21 protein-coding genes and 4 tRNA genes are annotated in these 21,852 nt (G+C 48.9%); 18 read left to right on the top strand and 7 right to left on the bottom strand.

The window, feature by feature from the left end:
* Positions 1-7: 7 nt before the first annotated feature.
* The 3 genes from CWI70_RS02455 to serS are packed head-to-tail and all read left to right on the top strand — an operon-like array spanning position 8 to position 3,021.
* Entirely contained in the window at positions 8-1,345 is a 1,338-nt protein-coding gene (locus CWI70_RS02455) for a replication-associated recombination protein A (protein ID WP_126770249.1), read from the top strand.
* Entirely contained in the window at positions 1,338-1,724 is a 387-nt protein-coding gene (crcB, locus tag CWI70_RS02460; RefSeq protein WP_126770251.1) for a fluoride efflux transporter CrcB, read from the top strand. The genes CWI70_RS02455 and crcB overlap by 8 nt, the downstream gene beginning before the upstream one ends.
* Position 1,725: 1 nt before the next feature.
* Entirely contained in the window at positions 1,726-3,021 is a 1,296-nt protein-coding gene (gene serS, locus CWI70_RS02465; protein WP_126770253.1) for a serine--tRNA ligase, read from the top strand.
* Positions 3,022-3,024: 3 nt separating this feature from the next.
* Here serS and CWI70_RS02470 read toward each other — a convergent pair whose 3' ends face one another.
* The 5 genes from CWI70_RS02470 to CWI70_RS02490 are packed head-to-tail and all read right to left on the bottom strand — an operon-like array spanning position 3,025 to position 5,125.
* A complete protein-coding gene (locus CWI70_RS02470) occupies positions 3,025-3,354 on the bottom strand; it encodes a TusE/DsrC/DsvC family sulfur relay protein (protein ID WP_126770255.1) in 330 nt (109 codons plus the stop codon).
* Positions 3,347-3,715 (bottom strand): hypothetical protein, encoded by a 369-nt coding sequence (locus CWI70_RS02475; RefSeq protein WP_126770257.1) that lies wholly within the window; start codon positions 3,713-3,715, stop codon positions 3,347-3,349. The genes CWI70_RS02470 and CWI70_RS02475 overlap by 8 nt, the downstream gene beginning before the upstream one ends.
* Before the next feature lie 45 nt (positions 3,716-3,760).
* The gene (locus CWI70_RS02480) at positions 3,761-4,099 is read right to left on the bottom strand and encodes a DsrE family protein (protein ID WP_126770259.1); all 339 of its coding nucleotides are present in this window, start codon (positions 4,097-4,099) and stop codon (positions 3,761-3,763) included.
* Positions 4,099-4,446 (bottom strand): DsrE/DsrF/TusD sulfur relay family protein, encoded by a 348-nt coding sequence (locus tag CWI70_RS02485; RefSeq protein WP_157980849.1) that lies wholly within the window; start codon positions 4,444-4,446, stop codon positions 4,099-4,101. The genes CWI70_RS02480 and CWI70_RS02485 overlap by 1 nt, the downstream gene beginning before the upstream one ends.
* Positions 4,447-4,450: 4 nt before the next feature.
* Positions 4,451-5,125, bottom strand: a complete 675-nt coding sequence (locus CWI70_RS02490; protein ID WP_126770263.1) for a Bax inhibitor-1/YccA family protein — start codon at positions 5,123-5,125, stop codon at positions 4,451-4,453.
* 197 nt (positions 5,126-5,322) lie between these two features.
* Between CWI70_RS02490 and CWI70_RS02495 the strand changes: the two genes are divergently transcribed.
* The 13 genes from CWI70_RS02495 (at position 5,323) to CWI70_RS02555 (ending at position 17,034) form a co-directional block, all read left to right on the top strand.
* Positions 5,323-5,414 (top strand) — tRNA-Ser (locus CWI70_RS02495).
* Between the two features lie 131 nt (positions 5,415-5,545).
* Positions 5,546-6,337 carry a thioesterase family protein gene (locus tag CWI70_RS02500; protein ID WP_126770265.1) on the top strand — a complete coding sequence of 264 codons (792 nt, stop codon included), beginning with the start codon at positions 5,546-5,548 and terminating at the stop codon, positions 6,335-6,337.
* Positions 6,338-6,539: 202 nt separating this feature from the next.
* Positions 6,540-7,232 (top strand): LuxR C-terminal-related transcriptional regulator, encoded by a 693-nt coding sequence (locus CWI70_RS02505; RefSeq protein ID WP_126770267.1) that lies wholly within the window; start codon positions 6,540-6,542, stop codon positions 7,230-7,232.
* Positions 7,198-9,072, top strand: a complete 1,875-nt coding sequence (gene uvrC / locus CWI70_RS02510; RefSeq protein ID WP_126770269.1) for an excinuclease ABC subunit UvrC — start codon at positions 7,198-7,200, stop codon at positions 9,070-9,072. Before CWI70_RS02505 ends, uvrC begins: the two co-directional genes overlap by 35 nt.
* Before the next feature lie 17 nt (positions 9,073-9,089).
* Positions 9,090-9,638, top strand: a complete 549-nt coding sequence (gene pgsA, locus CWI70_RS02515) for a CDP-diacylglycerol--glycerol-3-phosphate 3-phosphatidyltransferase (protein WP_126770271.1) — start codon at positions 9,090-9,092, stop codon at positions 9,636-9,638.
* A 79-nt stretch (positions 9,639-9,717) separates the two neighbouring features.
* Positions 9,718-9,793, top strand: a tRNA-Gly gene (locus tag CWI70_RS02520).
* A gap of 9 nt (positions 9,794-9,802) precedes the next feature.
* Positions 9,803-9,876 (top strand) — tRNA-Cys (locus CWI70_RS02525).
* Positions 9,877-9,906: 30 nt separating this feature from the next.
* Positions 9,907-9,993, top strand: a tRNA-Leu gene (locus CWI70_RS02530).
* A gap of 100 nt (positions 9,994-10,093) precedes the next feature.
* Positions 10,094-10,807, top strand: a complete 714-nt coding sequence (locus CWI70_RS02535) for a YiiX/YebB-like N1pC/P60 family cysteine hydrolase (protein ID WP_126770273.1) — start codon at positions 10,094-10,096, stop codon at positions 10,805-10,807.
* A gap of 205 nt (positions 10,808-11,012) precedes the next feature.
* Positions 11,013-11,333 (top strand): hypothetical protein, encoded by a 321-nt coding sequence (locus tag CWI70_RS02540; RefSeq protein ID WP_126770275.1) that lies wholly within the window; start codon positions 11,013-11,015, stop codon positions 11,331-11,333.
* A 71-nt stretch (positions 11,334-11,404) separates the two neighbouring features.
* Entirely contained in the window at positions 11,405-12,631 is a 1,227-nt protein-coding gene (locus tag CWI70_RS02545; protein ID WP_126770277.1) for a TolC family protein, read from the top strand.
* Between the two features lie 27 nt (positions 12,632-12,658).
* On the top strand, positions 12,659-13,825 hold the full coding sequence (locus CWI70_RS02550; RefSeq protein WP_126770279.1) for an efflux RND transporter periplasmic adaptor subunit: 1,167 nt from the start codon (positions 12,659-12,661) through the stop codon (positions 13,823-13,825).
* Positions 13,826-13,836: 11 nt separating this feature from the next.
* Complete coding sequence (locus tag CWI70_RS02555; protein ID WP_126770281.1) at positions 13,837-17,034, top strand: efflux RND transporter permease subunit; 3,198 nt, start codon at positions 13,837-13,839, stop codon at positions 17,032-17,034.
* 63 nt (positions 17,035-17,097) lie between these two features.
* On the opposite strand, the gene CWI70_RS02560 is transcribed toward CWI70_RS02555, so the two are convergent.
* Positions 17,098-18,492, bottom strand: coding sequence for an amidohydrolase family protein (locus tag CWI70_RS02560; protein ID WP_126770282.1), 1,395 nt, complete (start codon positions 18,490-18,492; stop codon positions 17,098-17,100).
* Between the two features lie 206 nt (positions 18,493-18,698).
* Here CWI70_RS02560 and CWI70_RS02565 point away from each other — a divergent pair, with 206 nt between their 5' ends.
* Positions 18,699-20,195 (top strand): FMN-binding glutamate synthase family protein, encoded by a 1,497-nt coding sequence (locus CWI70_RS02565; RefSeq protein WP_420849350.1) that lies wholly within the window; start codon positions 18,699-18,701, stop codon positions 20,193-20,195.
* On the opposite strand, the gene CWI70_RS02570 is transcribed toward CWI70_RS02565, so the two are convergent.
* A complete protein-coding gene (locus CWI70_RS02570) occupies positions 20,190-21,077 on the bottom strand; it encodes a LysR family transcriptional regulator (RefSeq protein WP_126770286.1) in 888 nt (295 codons plus the stop codon). The genes CWI70_RS02565 and CWI70_RS02570 overlap by 6 nt on opposite strands.
* A 114-nt stretch (positions 21,078-21,191) precedes the next feature.
* Here CWI70_RS02570 and CWI70_RS02575 point away from each other — a divergent pair, with 114 nt between their 5' ends.
* A complete protein-coding gene (locus CWI70_RS02575; RefSeq protein WP_126770288.1) occupies positions 21,192-21,845 on the top strand; it encodes a LysE family translocator in 654 nt (217 codons plus the stop codon).
* The last annotated feature ends 7 nt before the right edge of the window (positions 21,846-21,852 follow it).

Below are 21,852 nucleotides of genomic sequence, written 5' to 3' on the forward strand. Positions count from 1 at the left end.
GGGGCGCGTGGCTAACCAAAGTTTCGATTTTGCTCCCGATTTCCGTCCTCTAGCGGCCCGCATGCGGCCGCTGACGCTGAACGATTACGTCGGTCAGGAACAACTTCTCGGCGCAGGGAAACCGCTGCGTGATGCTATCGAACGTGGCCAACTGCACTCGATGATCCTCTGGGGCCCGCCCGGCACTGGCAAAACCACGTTGGCCGAAATTATTGCGCAATCAGGCGCCGCGGCCATCGAGCGTGTTAGCGCTGTAACCTCTGGCGTGAAAGACATCCGCGCAGCAATTGCGAAAGCCAAAGAAAATCAACAACAAGGCCAAAGAACCTTGTTGTTTGTCGACGAAGTTCATCGTTTTAATAAAAGCCAACAAGATGCATTTTTGCCGCATATTGAAGACGGTACTGTGGTGTTTATTGGTGCAACGACTGAGAACCCAGCGTTTGAGCTCAATGGTGCATTACTTTCTCGCGCTCGCGTTTATCGGCTCAAGGCGCTTGATGAGAGCGCCATCACGAAACTGCTACAGTTGGCCCTAACCGACAACGACCGAGGGCTTGGTGACCGTCAGATCACGCTCACCCAGCCGGCGCTTGATTACTTGGTCCACGCGGCTGGTGGTGACGCCCGAAGAGCATTAAATTATCTAGAAATCAGCGCTGACACCGTTGGTAACGGCGAGACCCTTGAACGGGAAATGGTGGTTGAGGCCATAGGTGGCCGACAAGCTGGTTTCGATAAGCAAGGTGACGTTTACTATGACTTACTATCCGCTCTGCATAAATCGGTGCGGGGTTCTTCGGCCGATGGCGCTTTGTATTGGTATGCGCGAATTTTGCACGGCGGCGGCGATCCACTGATTGCTGCGCGCCGTCTGTTAGCTATCGCGTCAGAAGACATAGGCAATGCTGACCCTCGTGCATTGCAGCTTGCGCTCAACGCTTGGGATACCTTTCACCGGGTCGGTCCAGCCGAGGGCGAGCGCGCGATTGCGCAAGCATTGGTGTATTGTGCGTTGGCGCCGAAAAGCAATGCGCTTTATCGCGCTTTCGGGGCAGCGAAAAAGCTTGCGGCGGAGCATCCTGATGCACAGGTTCCACATCATCTGCGCAACGCGCCCACCAACGTTCACAAGCAAGAAGGTTTTGGTGAGGACTATCGTTACGCCCACGATTACCCCAATGCTGTGGTGGCAGGCGAGCGCTATCTGCCGTCGGAATTAGGCTCAACTGTCCTGTACGAACCAAGCGAGCGCGGATTAGAACAACAATTGAAAGCGAAGCTTGAGTGGTTAAAACAACAAGACCAACAAAGTAATTGGCAACGGGGTAAGGATAATGACTAATCTACTTTGGGTAGCTTTGGGTGGTGCTTTAGGCTCGTTGGCACGCTATGGCACGGCAGTTTTAGCCTTAGGAATCTTCGGTAAATCATTCCCTTTCGGCACACTAATCGTTAACATAGTGGGCTCATTTTTGCTGGCTTTACTGTTTCTTGGCCAACAACAAGGTGCAGTGCATGAAAACACTTGGTTATTCCTTGGGGTTGGGGTGCTTGGTGCTTTCACCACGTTTTCGACGTTTTCGTTAGAGACGGTGTTGTTATTTCAGAATGGTGAGTTTCTTAAAGCTCTTACCTATGCCAGCTTAAACTTTATCTGTTGTATCGCTGCAGTAGCCATCGCTCTGGGGCTCAAAACTTATTTTTTATCGATGTGGAATTAACATGTTAGACGCTAAGTTATTTCGTAGTGAACTCGCTGAAACAGCCGCTCGCCTTGCCGAAACACGCGGTTATCAACTTGATGTAGCTAAGCTTGAACAGCTTGAGCAACGTCGCAAAGCATTACAGGTCCGTACCGAATCGTTACAGGCCGAGCGAAATTCCAGTGCGAAAGCGATCGGTAAAGCAAAAGCACAGGGCGAAGACATTCAGCCGTTATTAGCTGCGGTTGATAGTCTTGGACAAGAGCTCGATCAAGCGAAACATGAGTTGAACGACATTCAAAATGAACTGCATGAGATCATTTCGGGTGTACCTAATCTACCGGCCGAAGAAGTACCGCTTGGTGCTGACGAAGAAGACAACCAAGAAATAAGCCGCTGGGGCACACCACATGAGTTCGATTTTGCAGCGAAAGATCATGTCGACGTTGCCGCACAGCTTGCCCACGGCATGGATTTCGAAAAAGGTGCAAAGTTAGCGGGTGCGCGCTTTGTTGTACTGCAAGGGGCAATAGCCCAATTGCACCGTGCGCTTGCCCAGTTTATGTTGAACCTGCACGTTAATGAACACGGCTACACCGAAGCCTATGTGCCTTATTTGGTGAATCATGACACGCTCTATGGCACTGGTCAGCTGCCTAAATTCGGAGAAGATTTATTTCACGTACAAGGAGCCACAGAAAAGCAAGTGCCCTTGTCGTTGATCCCGACAGCCGAAGTGCCACTGACGAACTTATGGCGTGATGAAATTGCTGATGAAGAGCAGTTACCACTGCAATATGCCGCACATACGCCATGCTTTCGTAGCGAAGCTGGATCACATGGTCGTGATACCCGCGGCTTGATTCGGCAACATCAGTTCGACAAAGTTGAACTGGTTTGGTTGGTCAAACCTGAAGAGTCAATGGCGACTCTCGAGCGCTTAACCGAACATGCTGAACGGGTATTGCAGTTACTTGAGTTACCGTACCGGAAAGTACTGTTATGTACTGGTGACATGGGCTTTGGCGCATGCAAAACCTATGACCTTGAAGTGTGGTTGCCGACCCAAGAAACCTATCGTGAGATCAGTTCATGTTCCAATATGGGCGATTTTCAAGCACGTCGTATGCAAGCGCGCTTCCGTCGTAAAGGCGCCAAGAAACCTGAATTGTTGCATACCTTGAATGGTTCAGGCTTAGCGGTGGGGCGTGCGTTGGTTGCGATTCTCGAAAACTACCAACAAGCTGACGGTTCAGTAAAAATCCCAACTGTGTTACAGCCGTACATGGGCGGTAAAACCGTCATTCAACCTTAAGGCTCAAATACATTTCGCCGGTTTTGGCAAGCCCGCAATGCGCGTGGCTTGCTTCGCCGGGCCTTTCGGAAATAATCGATACAAATAACGACTATTGGCTTTATCCGGACCAAGTCGTTGGCCTATGGCCTTGACTAAGACTCGCATAGCTGGACTCGTATCAAATTCTCGATAAAAATCTCGGACAAAGTTCACCACTTCCCAGTGAGCTTCCGTTAACGTGATTCCTTCCAAGCTGGCAATATACTCGGCAAGCTCTGGACTCCAATCCGAGAAATTCGCAAGGTACTCGTGCTTGTCAGTAGCATAGCTACGGCCATTAAACTCAAACATGATTGGATTTACTCGCGTTTGCTAAGCCGACGTAGCTCACTGGCTGCGCATCCAGGGTCATCGCGACCCAACTTGCATCATTTAACTGCATCACAAAGGGGGGCAGCGCCTCAGCGCTATCGTCATGCAGCTCAAGTTCAGTCTGCAATACATAAGCAGGATAAGGGAATTCATCCAGTAGCTCAGGTGTTACCAACAGTTGCTCGAGCGCCTGCTCGGTAAAAATAGCCGTCAGATCTTGGCCTTGTGCGGTACTGACTAACAAGGCTTGATCGGCGTCTGAGAGTGGCCACGAACGGATGTAATAAAGAGCTCGTGGTGCGGGCAGGTCTTCATTAAGCAAAGTATCGTTACTGTTCATGAGCTACCTTCATTATTTTGCCGTAGTGCGTTTGCTGGCCAAGCATTAGAAACGCAAAACTTTACCGGCGCAAGCGAGGCGATTAGCAAGTTGTTGGTGATCGACCGATTGAACGTCCATAACCCAGTCTGTAGTGGATTCTGAGCCATTCTCAGTAACCACCAACGGTGCAGGGCATTCGTACAAGTCGAGTAGGGCATAGCGTTTTTGCAACGAGCGTTCAGAATGCAGCGCATCCTGGCCCTGCTGAAGATGCTGCAAGCCATCACCTAGCAGTACCAACTGCGGATTGAGCTCAAGTGTGGCCAGCGCTAAGTACATGGCTTGGCCATGCCAACTTGCGGGCGCATCGGGCGCTTGCGTTTGAATTACGTAGATCGTCATTAGAACTGCATCACCCGTTCAGCTTTTGCGGCAGCCATACTGAATTCGGTTAAGCCTCCTAGCGCAAAACCATCGTGCAAGTCCGCCTCAGACAATTGATAATCTTGTTCAACCACGGTAGCACAGAGCACCAAAGGAATGTCGTGCTGGGTGGCGAGCTTTAACCATTCGGCAGCCACAGGCGTGACTTGTGTACCCATGTGCTGGCCATGCAGCACGCCCGCTTCGTAGAAGAAGACTTGCTGAATCCGATGTCCCAACGTAAGCGCAGCCTGCGCGTAATGAAACGCTAACAGGCTGCGAGAGTCGTCGGGTGCACTATGCACCGAAAGAACAATGTCCGTCACAAGCTTATTCGTCACCGCCGAAGGCCATCAACAGGTTCAGCAAGCTGACGAAGATGTTATAGATCGATACATAAAGGGTGACCGTTGCTAATACGTAGTTACGCTCGCCGCCATGAATAATGGCACTGGTCTGCATCAAGATAGCTCCTGCTGAGAACAGAATAAACAAACCTGACAGAGCTAAACCAATCGCTGGCATGTTCAAGAACAAGTTCGCAATGAACAGAGCGATCAAGACAAAGAAACCGGCGACCATCATACCGCCCAAAAACGACATGTCTTTTTTGGTGGTTAAGACGTAGGCCGATAGCGCAAAGAATATCAATGCTGTACCACCCAACGCCGTCATAATAATTTCAGCGCCTTGCGGACCAATGGCGTTAATCATGCCTAAAATCGGGCCGAGGGTGTACCCCATAAAACCAGTCAAGGCGAACACCGAGAGCAAGCCCATAGCACTGTTTGCGGTTTTATGAACTAAAAATAACAAGCCATAAAAACCGACCAGTGTGATAATCATACCAGGGTTAGGCAGATCCATGCTCGCTGCCAAAAATGCGGTAAACGCACTAAAGGCCAACGTTAATCCAAGCAACATATAAGTGTTGCGTAATACTTTGTTGGTCTGTAGAACCGATTCGCCACGCTGGGTAGACGATACGTGAACTTGATTGTTCATGGACTTCTCCGTTGATTTAACTAACTGCACGCAGTGTATCCCAAAAGTGGGGGTAACAAGCAATGCTTTCAAGCTAATTTTGTTGCTAATTGTATAAAATGACAGCAAACGAACCAAATGATTCAAATTTTTGCTTTACAAGCCGATTCAGGCTCTTTATCATTCGCTTCGTCTTGAGGCACACAGCCACAGACACCGGAGAGATGGCAGAGTTCGGTTGAATGCACCTGACTTGAAATCAGGCGTGGGTTCACACCCACCGGGGGTTCGAATCCCTCTCTCTCCGCCAATTTCCCGAAAGCCCGCTAGTTCGCTAGCGGGCTTTTTTGTTTGTGCTTTATCATCTGGTCGTACCTGTTTATACTGCTTTATCTTCTTATACGAAAAAACATTACAACAAGTTTAGTTACCGAGGATGTTATGGAAGCTTTCGATCAGGTACTGCAACGGATTACACCGGCTGCGCAACAAGCAATTGAACTCCCAGCGGGGTGGGGGCAAGGTCGGGCGTTGTTTGGCGGACTTACTGCAGCGATAGCTTGGCAACATGGTCATGCTGGGGCTGATCCCGAACAACAGCTCAGGGCTATGACGGTTTCATTTGTTGCGCCGGTACTTGCGGGGCAAGCAAGCTTATCGCGTCGCGTATTACGAAAGGGCAAAAACGTTACGCAAATAGCAGTTGAGATTGTACAGCATGATGAAGTTGTTTTAGCTGCTCTTTTAACCTACGGTGCGGCCCGTGTTTCACAAATACGAGTCACTGATACCCCGGAACCTAAGAGCATTGAGCTCGATGCTGGTACGCCATTTCCACCGGCGAAAGTACTCCCCGAATTTGCCCGCGCATTTGATTACAGCGTGACGGTAGGAGGACTGCCATTTAGTGGTAATACAAGCCGTGAATTTGGTGGATTCATGCGTTTTAGTGAACTTAGCCAGCCGGTGACCATTGGCACCTTTTTAGGCTTAGTCGATGCGTGGCCACCGGCGCTCTTGCCGCACCTAACTGAGCTAGCACCTGCAAGTTCACTCACTTGGACGATTGAGTTTCCGTCACACCTTCCGCAACAGCTGACAAATGAATGGTGGCATTACGTCGCCACAATTGACTACGCGGCCGACGGCTACGGGCATACGCATGCGCACATTTGGGACAAGCAAGGGCAACTCGTAGCGATTAGCCGACAAACCGTGACAGTTTTTGCTTAGGCTTCATTTGACGTTAAAAAGCAAATCAATAAATGAGAATGACCATATGTTGATGCTGAGCGTGTAAGAGAATAAATAAACGTGATAATTTTGTTGTATTTTTGCTTGCACTCCAAACGCATCTCGGGCATATCTTGACTCGCACCGACATGGGGTTGGTGCGCTAACCGAAATTGTTCGGTGTCTTCATAAGGAAGCGAAGATGACAGAGTTCATCGTAGCTGTACCCTCACAGTTGGTGGGGTTAGGCATGGAAACATTAATCAACCAAGAGCCTAAATTTTCAGTAGTTGCAACCGTAAACAACCAACAACAATTACGCGACGCAATCGCTCGCGCTCCGTTCGCCACGGTCATCCTTGGCAGTCAATTATGCAGCGACGGTACTATTGAAGTCTGGCGTCGTATTCAGCGCCGCTATCCAGATGTTCATATGCTACTCTGGGCGGCACGATTTCAAGACGTACTTGATTTTCAGTGTAATCTCGAACGTGTCGAGGGGTATTTACTTGCAAGTGCGCAAAAAGATGAGTTTTTGAACGCTTGTCATATGCTGAGTAAAGGACGTATGTATGTGGCCGCAAGTGTTGCCGAGTATTTAGCGAAAAACCCAGCGCGACAACGGCAGGGCGAACTGCTAGCTAAATTAAGTAAGCGTGAAATTCAAGTCGCACAAATGATAGCGCAAGGACGTCGTTCCACAGCAATTGGGCAGCTGCTTAATATAAGTAGTAAAACAGTGAATACCTTTCGCTACCGAATTTTTGATAAACTCGGGATTAGTGGTGATGTTGAGCTGACGCATTTAGCGTTGCAAATGAAATTGGTAGATCTTGATGACGAGGTAGCAGTACAAGACGATGACGAAACAAGCGAAGGAGGCGTTCGACGCTAAGCGATTTCTACAAAGTCTGACGCATCAGCCCGGGGTGTACCGGATGTATGATGCGTCAGGCGACATTATTTACGTGGGTAAGGCGAAAGACCTGCGTAAACGTGTGGGCAGCTATTTCCGTAGCCAAGTGGACAGCCCGAAGACGCAAACGCTCGTCAAGCAAATCTGCACTATCGAAGTCACCGTAACCAATACCGAAGCTGAAGCGCTGATCCTCGAGAACAATTTCATTAAGAAATACCGACCGCGCTACAACGTACTGTTACGTGATGATAAATCCTATCCATATATTCTCGTCAGCGATCATCAGCATCCACGTTTAGCGTTTCACCGTGGTACGCGCCGCGAAAAAGGCCGTTATTTTGGACCATTCCCAAATGGTGTTGCAGTGCGCAATAGTCTGCGTCTGTTACAAAAACTTTTTCCCGTGCGCCAATGCGAAGACTCTTACTACCGCGCGCGCAGTCGACCTTGTTTGCAATACCAACTCAAGCGCTGCTTGGCACCTTGCGTAAAAGGCTACTGCAGCGATGATGAATATAACGAGCAAGTAGAGCTCGCCAAACGCTTTTTAGAAGGCAAGAACCAGGAGGTCATTGAGCAACTGGTGGGCAAAATGGAACAATCGAGTGCAGCGTTAGATTTTGAACGCGCAGCGCGTTTTCGTGATCAAATAGGCGCCTTACGCCAAGTCCAGGAACGCAATGCAGTGACCGGCAATCAACAAGAGCTTGATGTCATTGGTTATGCACGCCAAGGTGGAATTGCCGCTGTTCATTTGTTATTTGTCCGCGATGGCGCAGTGCAGGGCAGCCGTAGCTATTTTCCGAAGGTTCCAGCGAACACTGAAGATGCGGAAGTGCTACTGGCATTCTTGCTGCAGTTTTACTTGAATGATCAAGTGGAACGACGCTTGCCACGTGAGATTATCTTACCCGAGCAAAATGCCGCCAACGTACTTGATCCGGAACAAGAATTGAAAGCACTTGAACAGGCCTTGGCGCAGAAAATTCGCATGACACATAACGTCCGAGGCGAACGTAAACAATATCAGGTACTAGCACAAAAGAATGCAATGAACGCGCTCGATAGCAAAGCGAATCAAGCGAGTACTATGATGATGCGGGTTCGTGCCTTGGAGCAAGAGCTCGACTTTGGGCGTCCTATCACGCGTATGGAATGCTTTGATATTAGCCACACGATGGGACAGGAAACTGTGGCGTCGTGTGTGGTGTTTGACCAGCAAGGCCCGAAAAAAAGTGACTACCGACGTTACAATATTAAAGGCATTACGCCGGGTGATGATTATGCCGCGATGGCGCAAGCATTGCAGCGTCGCTTTGATCCACTCAAGCACGGTAAAGTTGATGCGGCACCGATGCCGGATATTTTGTTTATTGATGGCGGCAAAGGGCAGTTAAGTCAGGCGGAAGATTATTTTGCCGACTGGCCGACTGAATCGGCAAAAGCTGCGCCTTTACTCGTTGGTGTCGCAAAAGGGGAGTCGCGTAAACCAGGCCTAGAGACGCTTATCTTGGCTGGTAGCCATGCGACTATTCCGTTGGCTGCTGATGCGCCTGCATTGCATTTGGTGCAGCACATTCGTGATGAATCGCACCGATTTGCTATTACCGGTCACCGGCAGCGCCGTGCGAAAGTCCGTCGCACTTCGCGCCTAGAGGATATTCCAGGTATTGGTGCCAAGCGCCGACAACGTTTATTGCAAAATCTAGGTGGATTACAACAGGTAAAACAGGCTAGTATTGAGCAACTCGCAGCGGTACCTGGCGTCAGCCACGAATTAGCTGAAACCATCTATCACGCGTTTCGTGACGAATAAAAGGAACTCTCAGTCGCATGTGGAATATTCCCAACCTGCTGACCAGCTTTCGCATCCTACTGATCCCGGTATTTTTGGGCATTTACTATTTACCGGGCAGTGATGCTAACTTTTGGGCGGCGTTTGTCTTTGCTTTAGCGGCAGTTACCGACGGTTTAGACGGTTATATCGCAAGAAAATTTAATCAATTCACCAAGTTCGGTGCGTTTTTAGACCCAGTGGCCGATAAAGTCATGGTTGCCGCGTCGTTGATCGTTGTCGTTGAAACCTATGCAACTTGGTGGATCAGTGTGCCAGCGTTGGCGATTGTCAGCCGCGAGCTGGTGGTTTCTGCCTTACGCGAGTGGATGGCGCAAATTGGTTCACAAGCAAAAGTCCAAGTCTCGAATTTGGGAAAAATAAAAACTACCGCGCAAATGGTCGCTATCGGTGGCCTCATTTGGGAAGCCAATACCTTTGTTATCGTTACTGCGACTATTTTGCTGTACGTCGCATTTGTGCTGACGTTGTGGTCAATGTGGGAATATTTGCGCGCGGCTTGGTCAGATTTAAGCCAAGTGGATTAAAAATAAGCAAACAAACAGGTTAGCGGCAAAAAATCGTTGACCTTGCCGAAATAGACAGTAGAATGCGTCGGCACTGGATGCGGGAATAGCTCAGCTGGTAGAGCACAACCTTGCCAAGGTTGGGGTCGCGAGTTCGAATCTCGTTTCCCGCTCCAAATCCCGATGGCGGGATGGCAGAATGGCTATGCAGCGGATTGCAAATCCGTGGATCTCGGTTCGACTCCGGGTCCCGCCTCCATCGGAGTCTCAGGTACTACATCTATGATGTGCCCGGGTGGTGAAATTGGTAGACACAAGGGATTTAAAATCCCTCGCTGGTAACAGCGTGCCGGTTCAAGTCCGGCCCCGGGCACCACTTCCTAAACGTTATTTAAGTTCCCATTGAATTCACTCATGTACAGCCATTTGTATAGTCGTTACTATTAATCGATGTGGTTAATGTAAGGTGCTAAATAATGGGTTTATTAGCTTGGTTCGGCAACAAAATCGCTGGCTATCTGCAAAAACCTGGAAATGCGAGTCCTACTCCTCCAACGTCTGAATTTACCGCGCTGGAGCAAGCTATTGAGGTTGGTGACGTGTTGCTGATCGATGGCAATAGTCGCATCGCCACAGCGATCAAATACCTTACGCAGTCGACTTGGTCGCACGCTGCTTTATGTGTCGAAAAAGATAATGAGAAAGGGGTAGTGCTGTTAGAGGCGGATGTTGTTGAAGGGGTGCGTTTGGTGCCTCTATCATACTATCAATCTGTACATACGCGGATTTGCCGGCCCGTTGGGATTCGCCCCGACGATATGGCAAAGGCGGTAGATTATGCTAAGAATCGGTTGGGTCATCAGTACGATACAGGGCATATCTTAGATTTAGCTCGCTATTTAATCAGTACGCCACCGGTACCGGTCGAATGGCGGCGCAGTTTGCTAACTTTCGGCAGTGGCGATCCCACCAAGGCCATTTGTTCCTCGCTAATTGCCCAAGCGTTTCAATCGATTCATTACCCGATACTACCGCACGCGATGGAAGAAAAACTTATCAGGCGACATCATAGCCAATATGTGCCGGGCGATTTCGACATTTCGCCATATTTCGCAATCATCAAGCCTAATTTACAAGAGCCGTTTAATCCTTACCAATTGCAATGGCACGAACCAAGCGCGGCCCCTTAAAGGATAACTCCGAAATTGCGTTTCGGGGTCACTGAAAGCCGTCGCCCTAAATTCAGAATGCAACTCAAATGTCGATTTGTCGATTCACCAACTGATTAAATTCGGTCTAAGCCTTGGTTTGATAAGGTTGCAGTACGCACCATCTTGAGTTAGGCTGGCGACTCTTTTTTAACAGAAGGCCGTGATGTTGAGACAGGGTATTATCATGTTGGTGTTATTAGCGTTTCTGACTCAGGTCAGTCAGGCTATTGCTGACGTGCATCAACCTCATCAAACGTCACCTGAGCAACACCTCGACTTTGATCATGATGAAAATCAGATCAGCCCGCAAGAGTTGCCACAGAAGGGCTCGGTAAGTTTCGACTGCCACCATTGTTGTCACTGTCACGGTTCATTTCACATATACGCAATGAAAGCTGATAAAACGCTAATTTTACCGCGTTTGACGAGCACTATTGCAAATTACATTCAAGACTACACCAACCCTTTAGCATCGCCATTATTTCGGCCACCCATCTCCTCGTAACTACTGTCCACGCTGCTTAGCAGCGCATTAAACCTTTATGTTTACGCAGTAGTACGACTGAGGAGTCTTTTATGCGTCTATTAGTGACCCGCAGCAAAGTTTTATTTGCTGCTATGAGTCTGGTCGTTTCGACCGGCTATGCCCATGCGCAAGAACCCGCACTGCAGTGGCAACAAAGCGTACTTGAGCACCCGAGTGTGAAAGCCGCAGAGCGGCAAGCCGAAGCGATGATAGAGCAGGGCCAACAGCTAACTCAGCCCCTCTATAACCCAACCCTCTCTTCGCGTTTAGAGCGCGAAGGTGAATTCAATAATTACACAATTGGCCTGAGCCAAACGTTTGACTGGAGTACGGGGAATGAAGCCCGCGCCAGTCAAAGTGATGCTATGACTGTACTTGCCGAGAGCCTTTATGAGCAAGCGGCCACCGATCAGGCCAAAACCCTACTAACAGCTTATGTGCGTTGGTACGATGCAAAACAACGTTTCGCTCTTGCTGAGCAACAGGAGCAGATTGTACAACAAGCCATTGAACTCGTCGCTGAGCGAAGAAAAGCCGGTGATTTAGGTGCAATTGATGAACAGTTAACGGTGCTAGCTTTAAGTCGTCAGCTGCAACAATCGGCAGCGGCTTATCAACGTTTACAAACAGCGGAGGCCGACTTACGAGCTTTGCTTACAAGCACTGAGCTAACCGCACAAGCGATTGATCGCGAGCTGTTTAATGTTAAACCCAAATTAAATAGCAGCTGGCAACAACACCCAACGCTCACCGCAGCTTACCTGAAATGGCAGCTCAAACGGGCCGACATTAACTGGCAACGTTCGCTTACTCAAGCTAATCCAACCTTTGGCATCGAAGCTGGTGAAAGCGGTAATGAAAATGTCGTCGGTTTATCATTCAGCGTGCCTTTGCAAATCCGCAATAACTACACTGACGCTGTGCAGGCGGCAAACAATGAGGCGGTTGCTGCTGAGCAACGGGTTTTGGCTTTGCGCAAAGAATGGGAAGCTGCTCTCAGTTCAGCACTTAATAACTACCGCTTCGTGAAACGACAGTGGCAAAGTTGGGCCGAAAATTTCCAATCGCGGCAAACGACATCGATGCAGCTTATCAAACAGGCTTGGTTAACTGGTGATTTATCAACCACGGACTACCTCACTGCAATGCAACAGCAATTGGACAGTCAGTTTGCTGGTATTGAGTTGCAAACAGCCTATCGATTAGCGGCCATTGAATGGCTTTACCGCTCCGGTGGACTTAGTGAGCAACTAGGGTTGCCACCGTTGAGCCAATAAAATGATGACCAGTTTGGAGATAAAACAATGTTAATCAAACCTTTATACGCAGCAGTTATTCTCGCACTTAGTTCGCCAGTGATGGCGCAGGATCAACACGAGCATGCTGCCAAAGCCGAGCATAAGCCGCAACAGCAGACAGAAAAGCATGCGGAGGCAGGACATGAAGAAGGAAGTCATGAAGAAGGCGAGGGTGTTGAGCTTTCCTCGCAACAGCAGGCAATGGCAGAAATTAGTACGAGTAAATTGCAACGTAAAATCATCGACTATCCAGTTTATGCACCCGGTGAAGTGGTTGCCAATGACTTCAACAGTTATGTACTGAGTCCAAGAATTGATTCAACCGTACTTAAGCGATTTGTCAGTATTGGTGATCATGTCGAACAAGAACAGCCTTTGGCGACTTTGTTCAGTGCGACAATGGCAGAGGCTCAAAGTGGCTACTTGGTCAGCTTAAACGAATGGCAACGCGTGCAATCGTTAGGCGAGCAAACCGTTGGTGAAAAGCGTTTTGTTGAAGCCAAAAACGCATTTGCCTCTGCGCAGGCAAAACTGAAGGCTTTCGGTATGTCAATGGCTGCTATAGAAAGACTCAACAAACCCAATTACCCAATTGGTGAATATCAGCTTACCGCCGCAATAAACGGAATCGTCGTAAGCGATGATTTTAAACAAGGTCAACAGGTAAATGCCGGTCATGAACTGGTTGAAATTTTGCAAGAAGACCTGCTGTGGGTAAACGCGCGCCTCCCGGGCTCAGCCGATCTTGAGGTCAACTATGGTGATGCGGTCACGGTAGAGGTCAATGGGCAACGCTTTGCCGCCAAAGTCATTCAAGAAGGTCACACCATTGATCACAAAACGCGCACTCGCACCATTCGCTTAGCAGTACCAAATGAACACGACCAATTGCATCCTGGCTTATTTGCTGATGTTTATTTTTCAGTCGCCTCTGATAGTCCAGTTTTTGCCGTGCAAGATTCAGCCTTGATGCGCGCGCCGGATGGCGATTGGCAAATCTTCATTGAGCATGAACTCGGTAAGTTTGAGCCGCTAGAAGTGACTATCGTTGCTGAAAATGGTCCTTGGAAAGTGATCACAGGTGTTGATGAGGGTGTCACATATGTTGATAACGGCGCATTTTTTGTCGCTTCGCAACTCGCTAAAGGCGGTTTCGACCCGCATAACCACTAAGAGGAGGTTGTATGTTTCAGCGTATTATTCAGTTTGCTGTCGCCAACCGTCTCTTGTTGGTGTTAGCACTTTTCAGTGTAAGTATCGCGTCAGTTTTTGTGATACCAAAGCTTAATCTTGATGCCTTCCCAGATGTCACCAACGTACAGGTGACCGTGAATACCGAAGCGCCAGGTTTAGCCGCAACAGAAGTTGAGCAACTCATCACGTACCCCATAGAATCGGTGATGTATGCGCTGCCTGACGTTAAAGAGGTTCGTTCAATATCCAAAACAGGGCTATCCGGTATAACGGTTGTGTTCGACGAAAGTGTCGATATTTATTTTGCCCGGCAGTTAGTATTTGAGCGATTACAAGCCGCCAAAGAATTAATTCCCGAGGGTGTCGGGACACCAGAGATGGGACCCAACTCATCTGGACTTGGCCAGGTTTACCAATATTTACTCCTTGCCGAACCCGACTCTGGCGTCAAGAGTATGGAACTACGTAGTTTAAATGACTATGTCGTTAAGCTCTTACTGATGCCCGTAGAAGGTATTACTGAAGTATTATCTTTTGGCGGAAAGGTAAAGCAGTATCAGGTTAATCTAAATCCCGCGAAGTTACTCTCTTACGAGTTGACGCAGCAAGATGTAATGTCAGCAGTCAACCAAAATAATGGTAACGTCGGTGGTTGGTACATGCCGCGTGGTCAAGAACAATTGGTCATTCGGGGTACTGGTTGGCTCGATAGCGGTAAGGATGGTCTAGAGCAACTACGTCAGATCCCTCTCAAAACGGTTGATGGCGTTTCGGTTACTCTAGGTCAGGTCGCTGACGTTGAAATAGGTAGCGAGATTCGTCAAGGTGCGGTATCGATGTCTCGCAAGGTTGATGGCGAGGTCAACCAACTGGGTGAAGTTGTCTCTGGCATCGTGCTTAAACGCATGGGGTCAAATACCAAGGCCACTATTGACGGAATTAAGCAACGTATTCCGCTGATTCAGCAGGCCCTGCCTGATGGTGTGAAGTTCGAGCCGTATTATGATCAAGCGGATCTAATTCAAAAAGCAGTCTCGACAGTTGCGTATTCATTGCTAATTGCCTTTATCTTTATCATTGCTGTGTTGGCGTTGTTTTTACTCAACTTACGCGCCACATTTTTAGTACTACTGTCGATACCAGTGTCAATTGCCATCGCACTTATGGTGATGTCAGCGATGGGAATGTCGGCCAATCTCATGTCACTTGGGGGCATAGCTGTCGCGATAGGGATGTTGGTTGATGGTTCGGTAGTGATGGTGGAGAACATCTTTAAGCACCTGAGTCGGCCCGACGTTGAACACAAACACGAAGCGGACCAGCGGACTGAGTATCGTGACCCAGACCCGCAGGCAGCGGAACTCGATAATCACGGCATTAAACTTCGCATTAAAGAAGCTGCAAACGAAGTCGCACGCCCAGTGTTTTTCGCGGCGATGATCATCTTGGTTGTTTTCATGCCATTGTTTAGTTTTCAAGGTGTTGAAGCAAAGCTATTTGAACCCATGGCGATAAGTATCATGCTTGCCATCGTTTCTGCAGTTTTTGTGGCTATTATGGTGGTGCCGGCCTTAGCTAGCTATTTTTTCAGTCGCGGTATTAAACCGCGTGAAAACAAGCTTCTAAAACCTCTCGATAATGGTTATAAAAAGCTGCTAAGGCGCGCTTTGGCAGGTAAAAAAATCGTTATTGCAGTGGCTTCGGTTTTGTTCGTTGGAGCTTTGCTACTCGTGCCTCGTCTTGGCACTGAGTTTGCACCAGAACTGGAAGAGGGCACAATAAATATACGTGTCACTTTGGCGCCATCGTCGAATCTAGAAACGGCTTTAGCAGTGGCGCCAAAGCTCGAGAAAGTTCTCATGGAGTTTCCCGAAACTACTTATGCACTAAGTCGAATAGGCCGAGCTGAAGTTGGCGGAGACCCTGAACCGATCAGCAATATTGAGATTTATGTAGGTCTTAAACCGCAATCAGAATGGATCACAGCAACCGATCGTTATGCGTTGCAGGAAAAAATGGAAGCTAAACTTGATGCTTTCCCTGGTTTGTTGTTCAACTTTTCTCAACCCATTGCGACGCGCGTTGATGAGCTTTTGTCAGGAGTAAAGTCACAATTAGCGATCAAATTATTTGGTCCTGATCTTGATATTCTGGCGAGCAAAGGCGAAGCCATAGAGGCTGCGGTGAAGGAAGTTGACGGCGCAGTTGCGGTAGCCATGGAACAGATTCAGGGTGAAGCACAACTCGTCGTCTCACCAAAGCGTCAACAATTGTCACGCTACGGCCTTAATGTCGCGGATGTGTTACGTGTTGTCGATAACGGACTCGGCGGTGCTTCTGCTGGGCAAATCATCCGCGGTAATGAACGTTATGACATCTATGTGAGGCTGGCCGAAGCGTTTCGTGATACTCCGGAATCTATTCGCTCATTGCGCTTGCTAACGCCATCGGGCGCTTGGGTGACGCTCGGTGAAGTGGCTAATGTCGCAATTGAATCTGGTCCGCCGCAAATACGCCGTGACGATGTGCAGCGCCGGGTTGTGATTCAGTCTAATGTGCAGGGGCGTGATATGGGGAGTGTTGTCACCGATATTCGCCAAGCCATCAATGAAAAGGTTGATTTGCCAAGCGGCTATTCAGTCGACATTGGTGGCCAGTTTGAAAGCCAACAACGTGCTCAGCAACGCTTATCTATTGTAGTGCCGATATCGTTGACGATGATTGCATTCTTGCTCTATTTCGCTTTCGGAACGGTTGGCCAAGCGATGCTGATCTTGGTCAACGTGCCGCTCGCTGTTATCGGCGGCATCGTGGCCTTGTATGTTTCTGGGCAATACCTGTCGGTGCCCAGTGCAGTCGGTTTCATTACCTTATTCGGGGTGGCCGTACTCAACGGGGTGGTCTTGGTTGAAAGTATTAACCAACGTATAACCGATGGTCACACGGTTGATGCAGCTGTATTCGACGGCGCTTGGTCGCGCTTACGTCCAGTCTTAATGACAGCGATCACTTCAGCGTTAGGTTTGATTCCGATGTTGTTCGCGACCGGTGCTGGAGCTGAAATTCAGCGGCCTCTAGCAACTGTTATTGTCGGCGGTCTGGTGTCTGCAACTTTATTAACCTTGGTGGTTTTACCTGTTCTGTATCCTTGGTTTTCAAAACAGAAAGTCGCGGATCTTAGCCGTTAACACTGACATTTGCTGAAGCTAAAAGAAAAGGGGCTCCGTTTAAGGAGCCCTTTATCACTATCGCTATTCCATACGCAACGATTCAGGCAATAATTCCTCATTCACCTGACCATTTTGCTTGTACACCACACCGTCACGCATCACAAAATCAACGTCTTGGAGCAGGTTGATGTATTTCAGCACGTCACCGTTCACGGCGATGATGTCAGCGACTTTGCCTGGAGTGACGGAGCCATATTGGTCCTGCACGCCCATCATGACCGCCGGCCAGTAGGTTGCTGCGCGAATGGTTTCCATCGGTGAGAAGTCCATTTCATAGACCCATGTGGCCATTTCGCGCCACGTAGTTTGGCAATGAAACTTCATCGGAATACCAACATCGGTGCCAACCAGCATCACCACACCGGTTTCTTTTAACTGCGCAATTTTGTTTTTCAACGTTGGTTTACGCAACGGTACTAGTTGTGAATAGCTCAAATGTCCCGGTTTTTCGATAGACTGCTTGATGTCAGCGATAGTGTCTTCTTTTAGGCCACGATGCCAGCAGCTATTATCGAAATGCTCGTGGTTTTGTACGGTAGTTTCATAGTTGTACAAACCTTCAACGGTTGGTGTCCAAAACATTAAACCATCAAAAATACCGGTAGCTGTGCGCTCTTTTAGTGCCTCAAGCACGTCGTCCGGATAGCCCGGCGCAGTGGTAAGGCCGGTATGTTCAAAGTTATCGACGCCAACTTCAACACCTAAACGAATTTCGTCAGGCTTGTGGGCATGGGCGACGACTTTCAGCCCGCGTTTGTGCGCCTGCGAAACAATGGTTTCCATAACTTCACGGGGCATGTCGTCTTGGTCGATAAGTTTAACGATTTCCATGCCGGCATCCGCCAACTCATTTACTTTTTCAACGGCCTGTTCAGGTGTTTTTATCGGCCAGCGGTAATGGCTTTGCCACTCGTCGGTTTCCCACTGTAAAAACGGCCCTGAGGTGTAAAGGTTCGGACTTGGGATCTCTCCCGCAGCTACAGCTTCTTTGATTGCAACGGTATCGCCGAGCGGTGCTCCTAGATCGCGGACCGAAGTAACGCCAGAGAGGAGTAATTGCACTAGTGCTGCAGGCATGACCTCATCAACAAAACGATCGGCGTATTCGGCCTGCCAATGCGGGTAATCGGCGTGTCCGGTTAATTGAATATGCGCATGGTTTTCCCAAAGTCCTGGCAGTACGTCATGGCCCTCGGTTGATATAATGCGATAGCCGTTAGGTACATCAAGCTCACCGACGCTGCCTACTTTTTCAATGACACCATCTTTAATTAAGATCACGCTATCAGCAATGGGTTGTTCGGCGGTGCCGTCAATTAAGCGGCCACCCACTAAGGCGATGGACTCGGCGTAAACGGCTTGGCTAACGCCTAAGGCGAGGGCACTTGTTACGAACAGTTTTGTTATCGTTTTCATTGGCGTTTCCTTCTTGTTTTGTGCAGCTTTCAAGCTACGCCTGTCGATTTTTTCATGCAAGGCAAGACGCACGATTTCCGCTCAACCTGCAAAAAATCACGTCTAATCACCTTATTGGCTGTCGAGTCTTGTCGCTAAGACCATGGCACGCTACATTAGAATCAGCTGAAATTTCTAAGGGGCGTGCTATGGTCGATAATGCTTGGATGAACAGTGATACCTTGCTAATAGTCGCACAATGGCTACTTGGCTTATTTGTGCTGTTGCTGATCGTGGGTTTAGTTAGCATTATCGTGATGTACATCGTCGATAAAACACAGACTAAACATACCATTCGTCGTAACTTTCCCGTCATCGGAAGATTTCGGTATGTCTTTGAAAATCTCGGCGAGTTTTTTCGGCAGTACTTTTTTGCGATGGATCGCGAAGAAATGCCATTTAATCGAGCTCAACGCAGTTGGGTGTACCGTGCCGCGAAAAATGCTGACCGTACCTTAGCCTTTGGTTCGACCCGTGATTTAACGAAAAACGGCACCATCATTTTTGCCAATGCGCCATACCCTCGGCAAACAGAAGAGAAAACGCACCCAGAAGAAGTCGAAATTGGCCCTTATTGTGACAACCCTTACAAGCCGGTTTCGTATTTCCATATCTCGGGGATGAGCTACGGAGCGCTATCCCCGGTCGCGGTAAAAGCACTGTCGAAAGGTGCTAAGATCGCTGGTTGTTGGTTGAATACCGGAGAGGGCGGTTTGAGCCCTTACCACCTTGAAGGTGAATGTGATGTAGTCTTTCAGATTGGTACCGCAAAGTATGGAGTGCGCAACAAAGACGGCAGTTTGAACGAACTACGCTTAAAAGAGTTAGGTGAACACAAGCTCATTAAAATGTTTGAACTCAAACTTAGCCAAGGGGCAAAACCCGGCAAGGGTGGCATATTGCCTGGAATTAAGGTGAATAAAGAAATCGCTGAAATCCGCAGTATCCCTGAAGGCCAAGATTCTATTAGCCCGAATCGTCACCCAGAAATCAAAAACGATGATGAGTTATTGGATTTTATTGAACGAATTCGTTCTATTACCAATAAACCCGTCGGCATCAAGTTCGTTATGGGCGATCCAGGCTGGATTGATCAGCTGATTGACACAATCTTGCGTCGGGGCCCAGAAGCTGCTCCGGATTTTATAACCTTAGACAGTGCCGATGGTGGCACCGGCTCAGCGCCGCAACCCTTAATGGATTACGTTGGCTTAAAACTCTCTGAAAGCTTGCCTATTTTAGTCGATAAGCTGATTGCGGCTGGGCTGAAAGACCGAATTCGCGTGATTGCCTCCGGTAAGATGATATCGCCTGCTGATGTTGCTTGGGCGCTTGCTATGGGCGCTGATTTTATTGTTTCTGCGCGTGGTTTTATGTTTTCACTGGGTTGTATTCAAGCCATGCAATGCAACAAAAACACCTGTCCAACAGGCGTCACCACTCATGATAAGGACTTACAGAAAGGTTTAGATCCGGCAGATAAATCGGTTCGCGTTGCCAATTACCACAAATATTTAGAATACGGTGTGAATATTATTGCCCATTCCTGTGGTGTTTCAGATCCGCGGCAACTTAATCGCCGGCATGCGCGGGTAGTGACCCATACCGGCGACAGTGTGAGCTTGGCGGAGCGTTATCCGCCGCAAGCCCCCCGACAATCATAACGATTGTTGTACGCGGCTTTGCAGCCATTTACTGAAGGCAACCACGGCGACGGGGTGACGTGCAGCTTGTCGCGTCACCACGAAAACATCATGCTTGCCGTCAACGGCTTGGTCTTGGCTACATTGCAATGAACGAAATGCGGGGTGCTGTAAGTAAAGGGTATCGACCAGCGTCGAGCCTGTGCCATTACTAACGAGCTCTAGGCCGATACTAGGTTTTGCCACGGCCTGTACGGGTAGTGCCTGTGCTTGAACGGGAAAGTCGCGGCGATAAGCTTGCCACGCTTCGCTTTGTGGTTGCACCCACCAATGGCCGCTTGTGGTGATATCACTAGCAGCACTTACAGGTGCATAACGCGGGCTGTATAGATTTTGCTGCTTTAAATTGCGGTCTTTAATGCGACCATGTACCAGTGCCAAGTCAAACGCCCCCTGTTGCACACCCAGTGCGATAGCTGCATGGTGGTGATCAGCAACGGTGTCGTCATAAGTGTCGAGTTGCAGGCGAATATGCGGATAAATTGCGGTAAAATCGGCAAGGCGACTCGCTAGCCACCAGCGCAGGACATTACTCGGAACATAAATACGCAAGGTGGTTAAGGCTTCATCGCCGCTGACCCGCGCACGCTCAACACTTTGCTCCAGTTGTTGAAACAGCGCAAGCAGTTGTTCGCCTAACAGTTCTCCGGCTGGGGTGAGGGCATGGATGCGATTATCACGATGAAACAGCTGTGTGCCTAACTGTTCTTCAAGGGTTTGAATGTGCCTTGTTACAGCAGATTGGGATAACCCCAGCTGCTGGGCGGCATGCTTAAAGGAACTGGCATTCGCCGCAACCGCGAAGACGCGCAGGGCGTTCAAAGAATAGTTTTTAAGTAGCACAATGAGTCCTCGCTGTTAAATCGCAGCTGAATAATAGCACAACCATGGTTGCCGAAAGCGAAACTTCGCTTGCGAAAACAAGAATAGATTAACGACGAACGAGAACCAATAGCAATGTATTTACGTGAATTTATCGAAATCGCGGTTTTGCACTTTCTAGCCGTTGCCTCACCAGGACCTGACTTTGCCGTGACCGCGCGTTATAGCTTAGCTTATGGACGTCGCATCGGCCGCTACGTAGCCCTCGGCATTGGTGCGGGGATACTTATTCATGTGGCGTATTCATTACTTGGTGTCACCTTGATTATTCACCGCTACCAATGGGTTTATGCCTCGCTGCTTTTATTGGGAGCGTTGTACCTTGGTTGGATAGGTTGGCAAGCCATTCAAGCCAAACCCGCAAGTCAGGCGCCCGAGGCGGCCGCCGCGGCAGGTGAGCTTAGTCGCGCTAAAGCGTTTCGGGTTGGTTTCATTACCAACGGTCTCAACGTGAAAGCGACCTTATTTTTTATGGCGCTCTTTACCGCGATTATCGACCCAACTACGCCGACGTGGATCAAAACCAGTTATGGTCTCTATATGGCCGTTGCGACCGCCGCTTGGTTTACCTTATTAGCCACAGCCTTGACCATAGGTCCAATATACGAGCGAATTTGGCGTTTTGGTCATTGGCTTGATCGCCTCATGGGCGCCATCTTATTGTTGCTCTGCGTAAAGCTTATCAACGACTGGTGGCAGGTAATTCAAGTTCTCGTGAGCGGGGATTAATGCTATG

The organism is Pseudidiomarina homiensis (assembly GCF_003987225.1).
GTDB classification, from domain to species: domain Bacteria; phylum Pseudomonadota; class Gammaproteobacteria; order Enterobacterales; family Alteromonadaceae; genus Pseudidiomarina; species Pseudidiomarina homiensis.

Excerpts from the sequence above, each read along its gene's own strand:
- CWI70_RS02505 (WP_126770267.1), top strand. The coding sequence starts at position 6,540 with ATGACAGAGTTCATCGTAGCTGTACCCTCACAGTTGGTGGGGTTAGGC.
- CWI70_RS02575 (WP_126770288.1), top strand. The coding sequence starts at position 21,192 with ATGTATTTACGTGAATTTATCGAAATCGCGGTTTTGCACTTTCTAGCC.
- CWI70_RS02540 (WP_126770275.1), top strand. The coding sequence starts at position 11,013 with ATGTTGGTGTTATTAGCGTTTCTGACTCAGGTCAGTCAGGCTATTGCT.
- CWI70_RS02565 (WP_420849350.1), top strand. The coding sequence starts at position 18,699 with ATGAACAGTGATACCTTGCTAATAGTCGCACAATGGCTACTTGGCTTA.
- crcB (WP_126770251.1), top strand. The coding sequence starts at position 1,338 with ATGACTAATCTACTTTGGGTAGCTTTGGGTGGTGCTTTAGGCTCGTTG.
- CWI70_RS02550 (WP_126770279.1), top strand. The coding sequence starts at position 12,659 with ATGTTAATCAAACCTTTATACGCAGCAGTTATTCTCGCACTTAGTTCG.
- pgsA (WP_126770271.1), top strand. The coding sequence starts at position 9,090 with ATGTGGAATATTCCCAACCTGCTGACCAGCTTTCGCATCCTACTGATC.
- CWI70_RS02475 (WP_126770257.1), bottom strand. The coding sequence starts at position 3,715 with ATGAACAGTAACGATACTTTGCTTAATGAAGACCTGCCCGCACCACGA.
- CWI70_RS02545 (WP_126770277.1), top strand. The coding sequence starts at position 11,405 with ATGCGTCTATTAGTGACCCGCAGCAAAGTTTTATTTGCTGCTATGAGT.
- CWI70_RS02490 (WP_126770263.1), bottom strand. The coding sequence starts at position 5,125 with ATGAACAATCAAGTTCACGTATCGTCTACCCAGCGTGGCGAATCGGTT.
- CWI70_RS02500 (WP_126770265.1), top strand. The coding sequence starts at position 5,546 with ATGGAAGCTTTCGATCAGGTACTGCAACGGATTACACCGGCTGCGCAA.
- uvrC (WP_126770269.1), top strand. The coding sequence starts at position 7,198 with ATGACGAAACAAGCGAAGGAGGCGTTCGACGCTAAGCGATTTCTACAA.
- CWI70_RS02560 (WP_126770282.1), bottom strand. The coding sequence starts at position 18,492 with ATGAAAACGATAACAAAACTGTTCGTAACAAGTGCCCTCGCCTTAGGC.
- CWI70_RS02480 (WP_126770259.1), bottom strand. The coding sequence starts at position 4,099 with ATGACGATCTACGTAATTCAAACGCAAGCGCCCGATGCGCCCGCAAGT.
- CWI70_RS02470 (WP_126770255.1), bottom strand. The coding sequence starts at position 3,354 with ATGTTTGAGTTTAATGGCCGTAGCTATGCTACTGACAAGCACGAGTAC.
- CWI70_RS02555 (WP_126770281.1), top strand. The coding sequence starts at position 13,837 with ATGTTTCAGCGTATTATTCAGTTTGCTGTCGCCAACCGTCTCTTGTTG.
- CWI70_RS02535 (WP_126770273.1), top strand. The coding sequence starts at position 10,094 with ATGGGTTTATTAGCTTGGTTCGGCAACAAAATCGCTGGCTATCTGCAA.
- serS (WP_126770253.1), top strand. The coding sequence starts at position 1,726 with ATGTTAGACGCTAAGTTATTTCGTAGTGAACTCGCTGAAACAGCCGCT.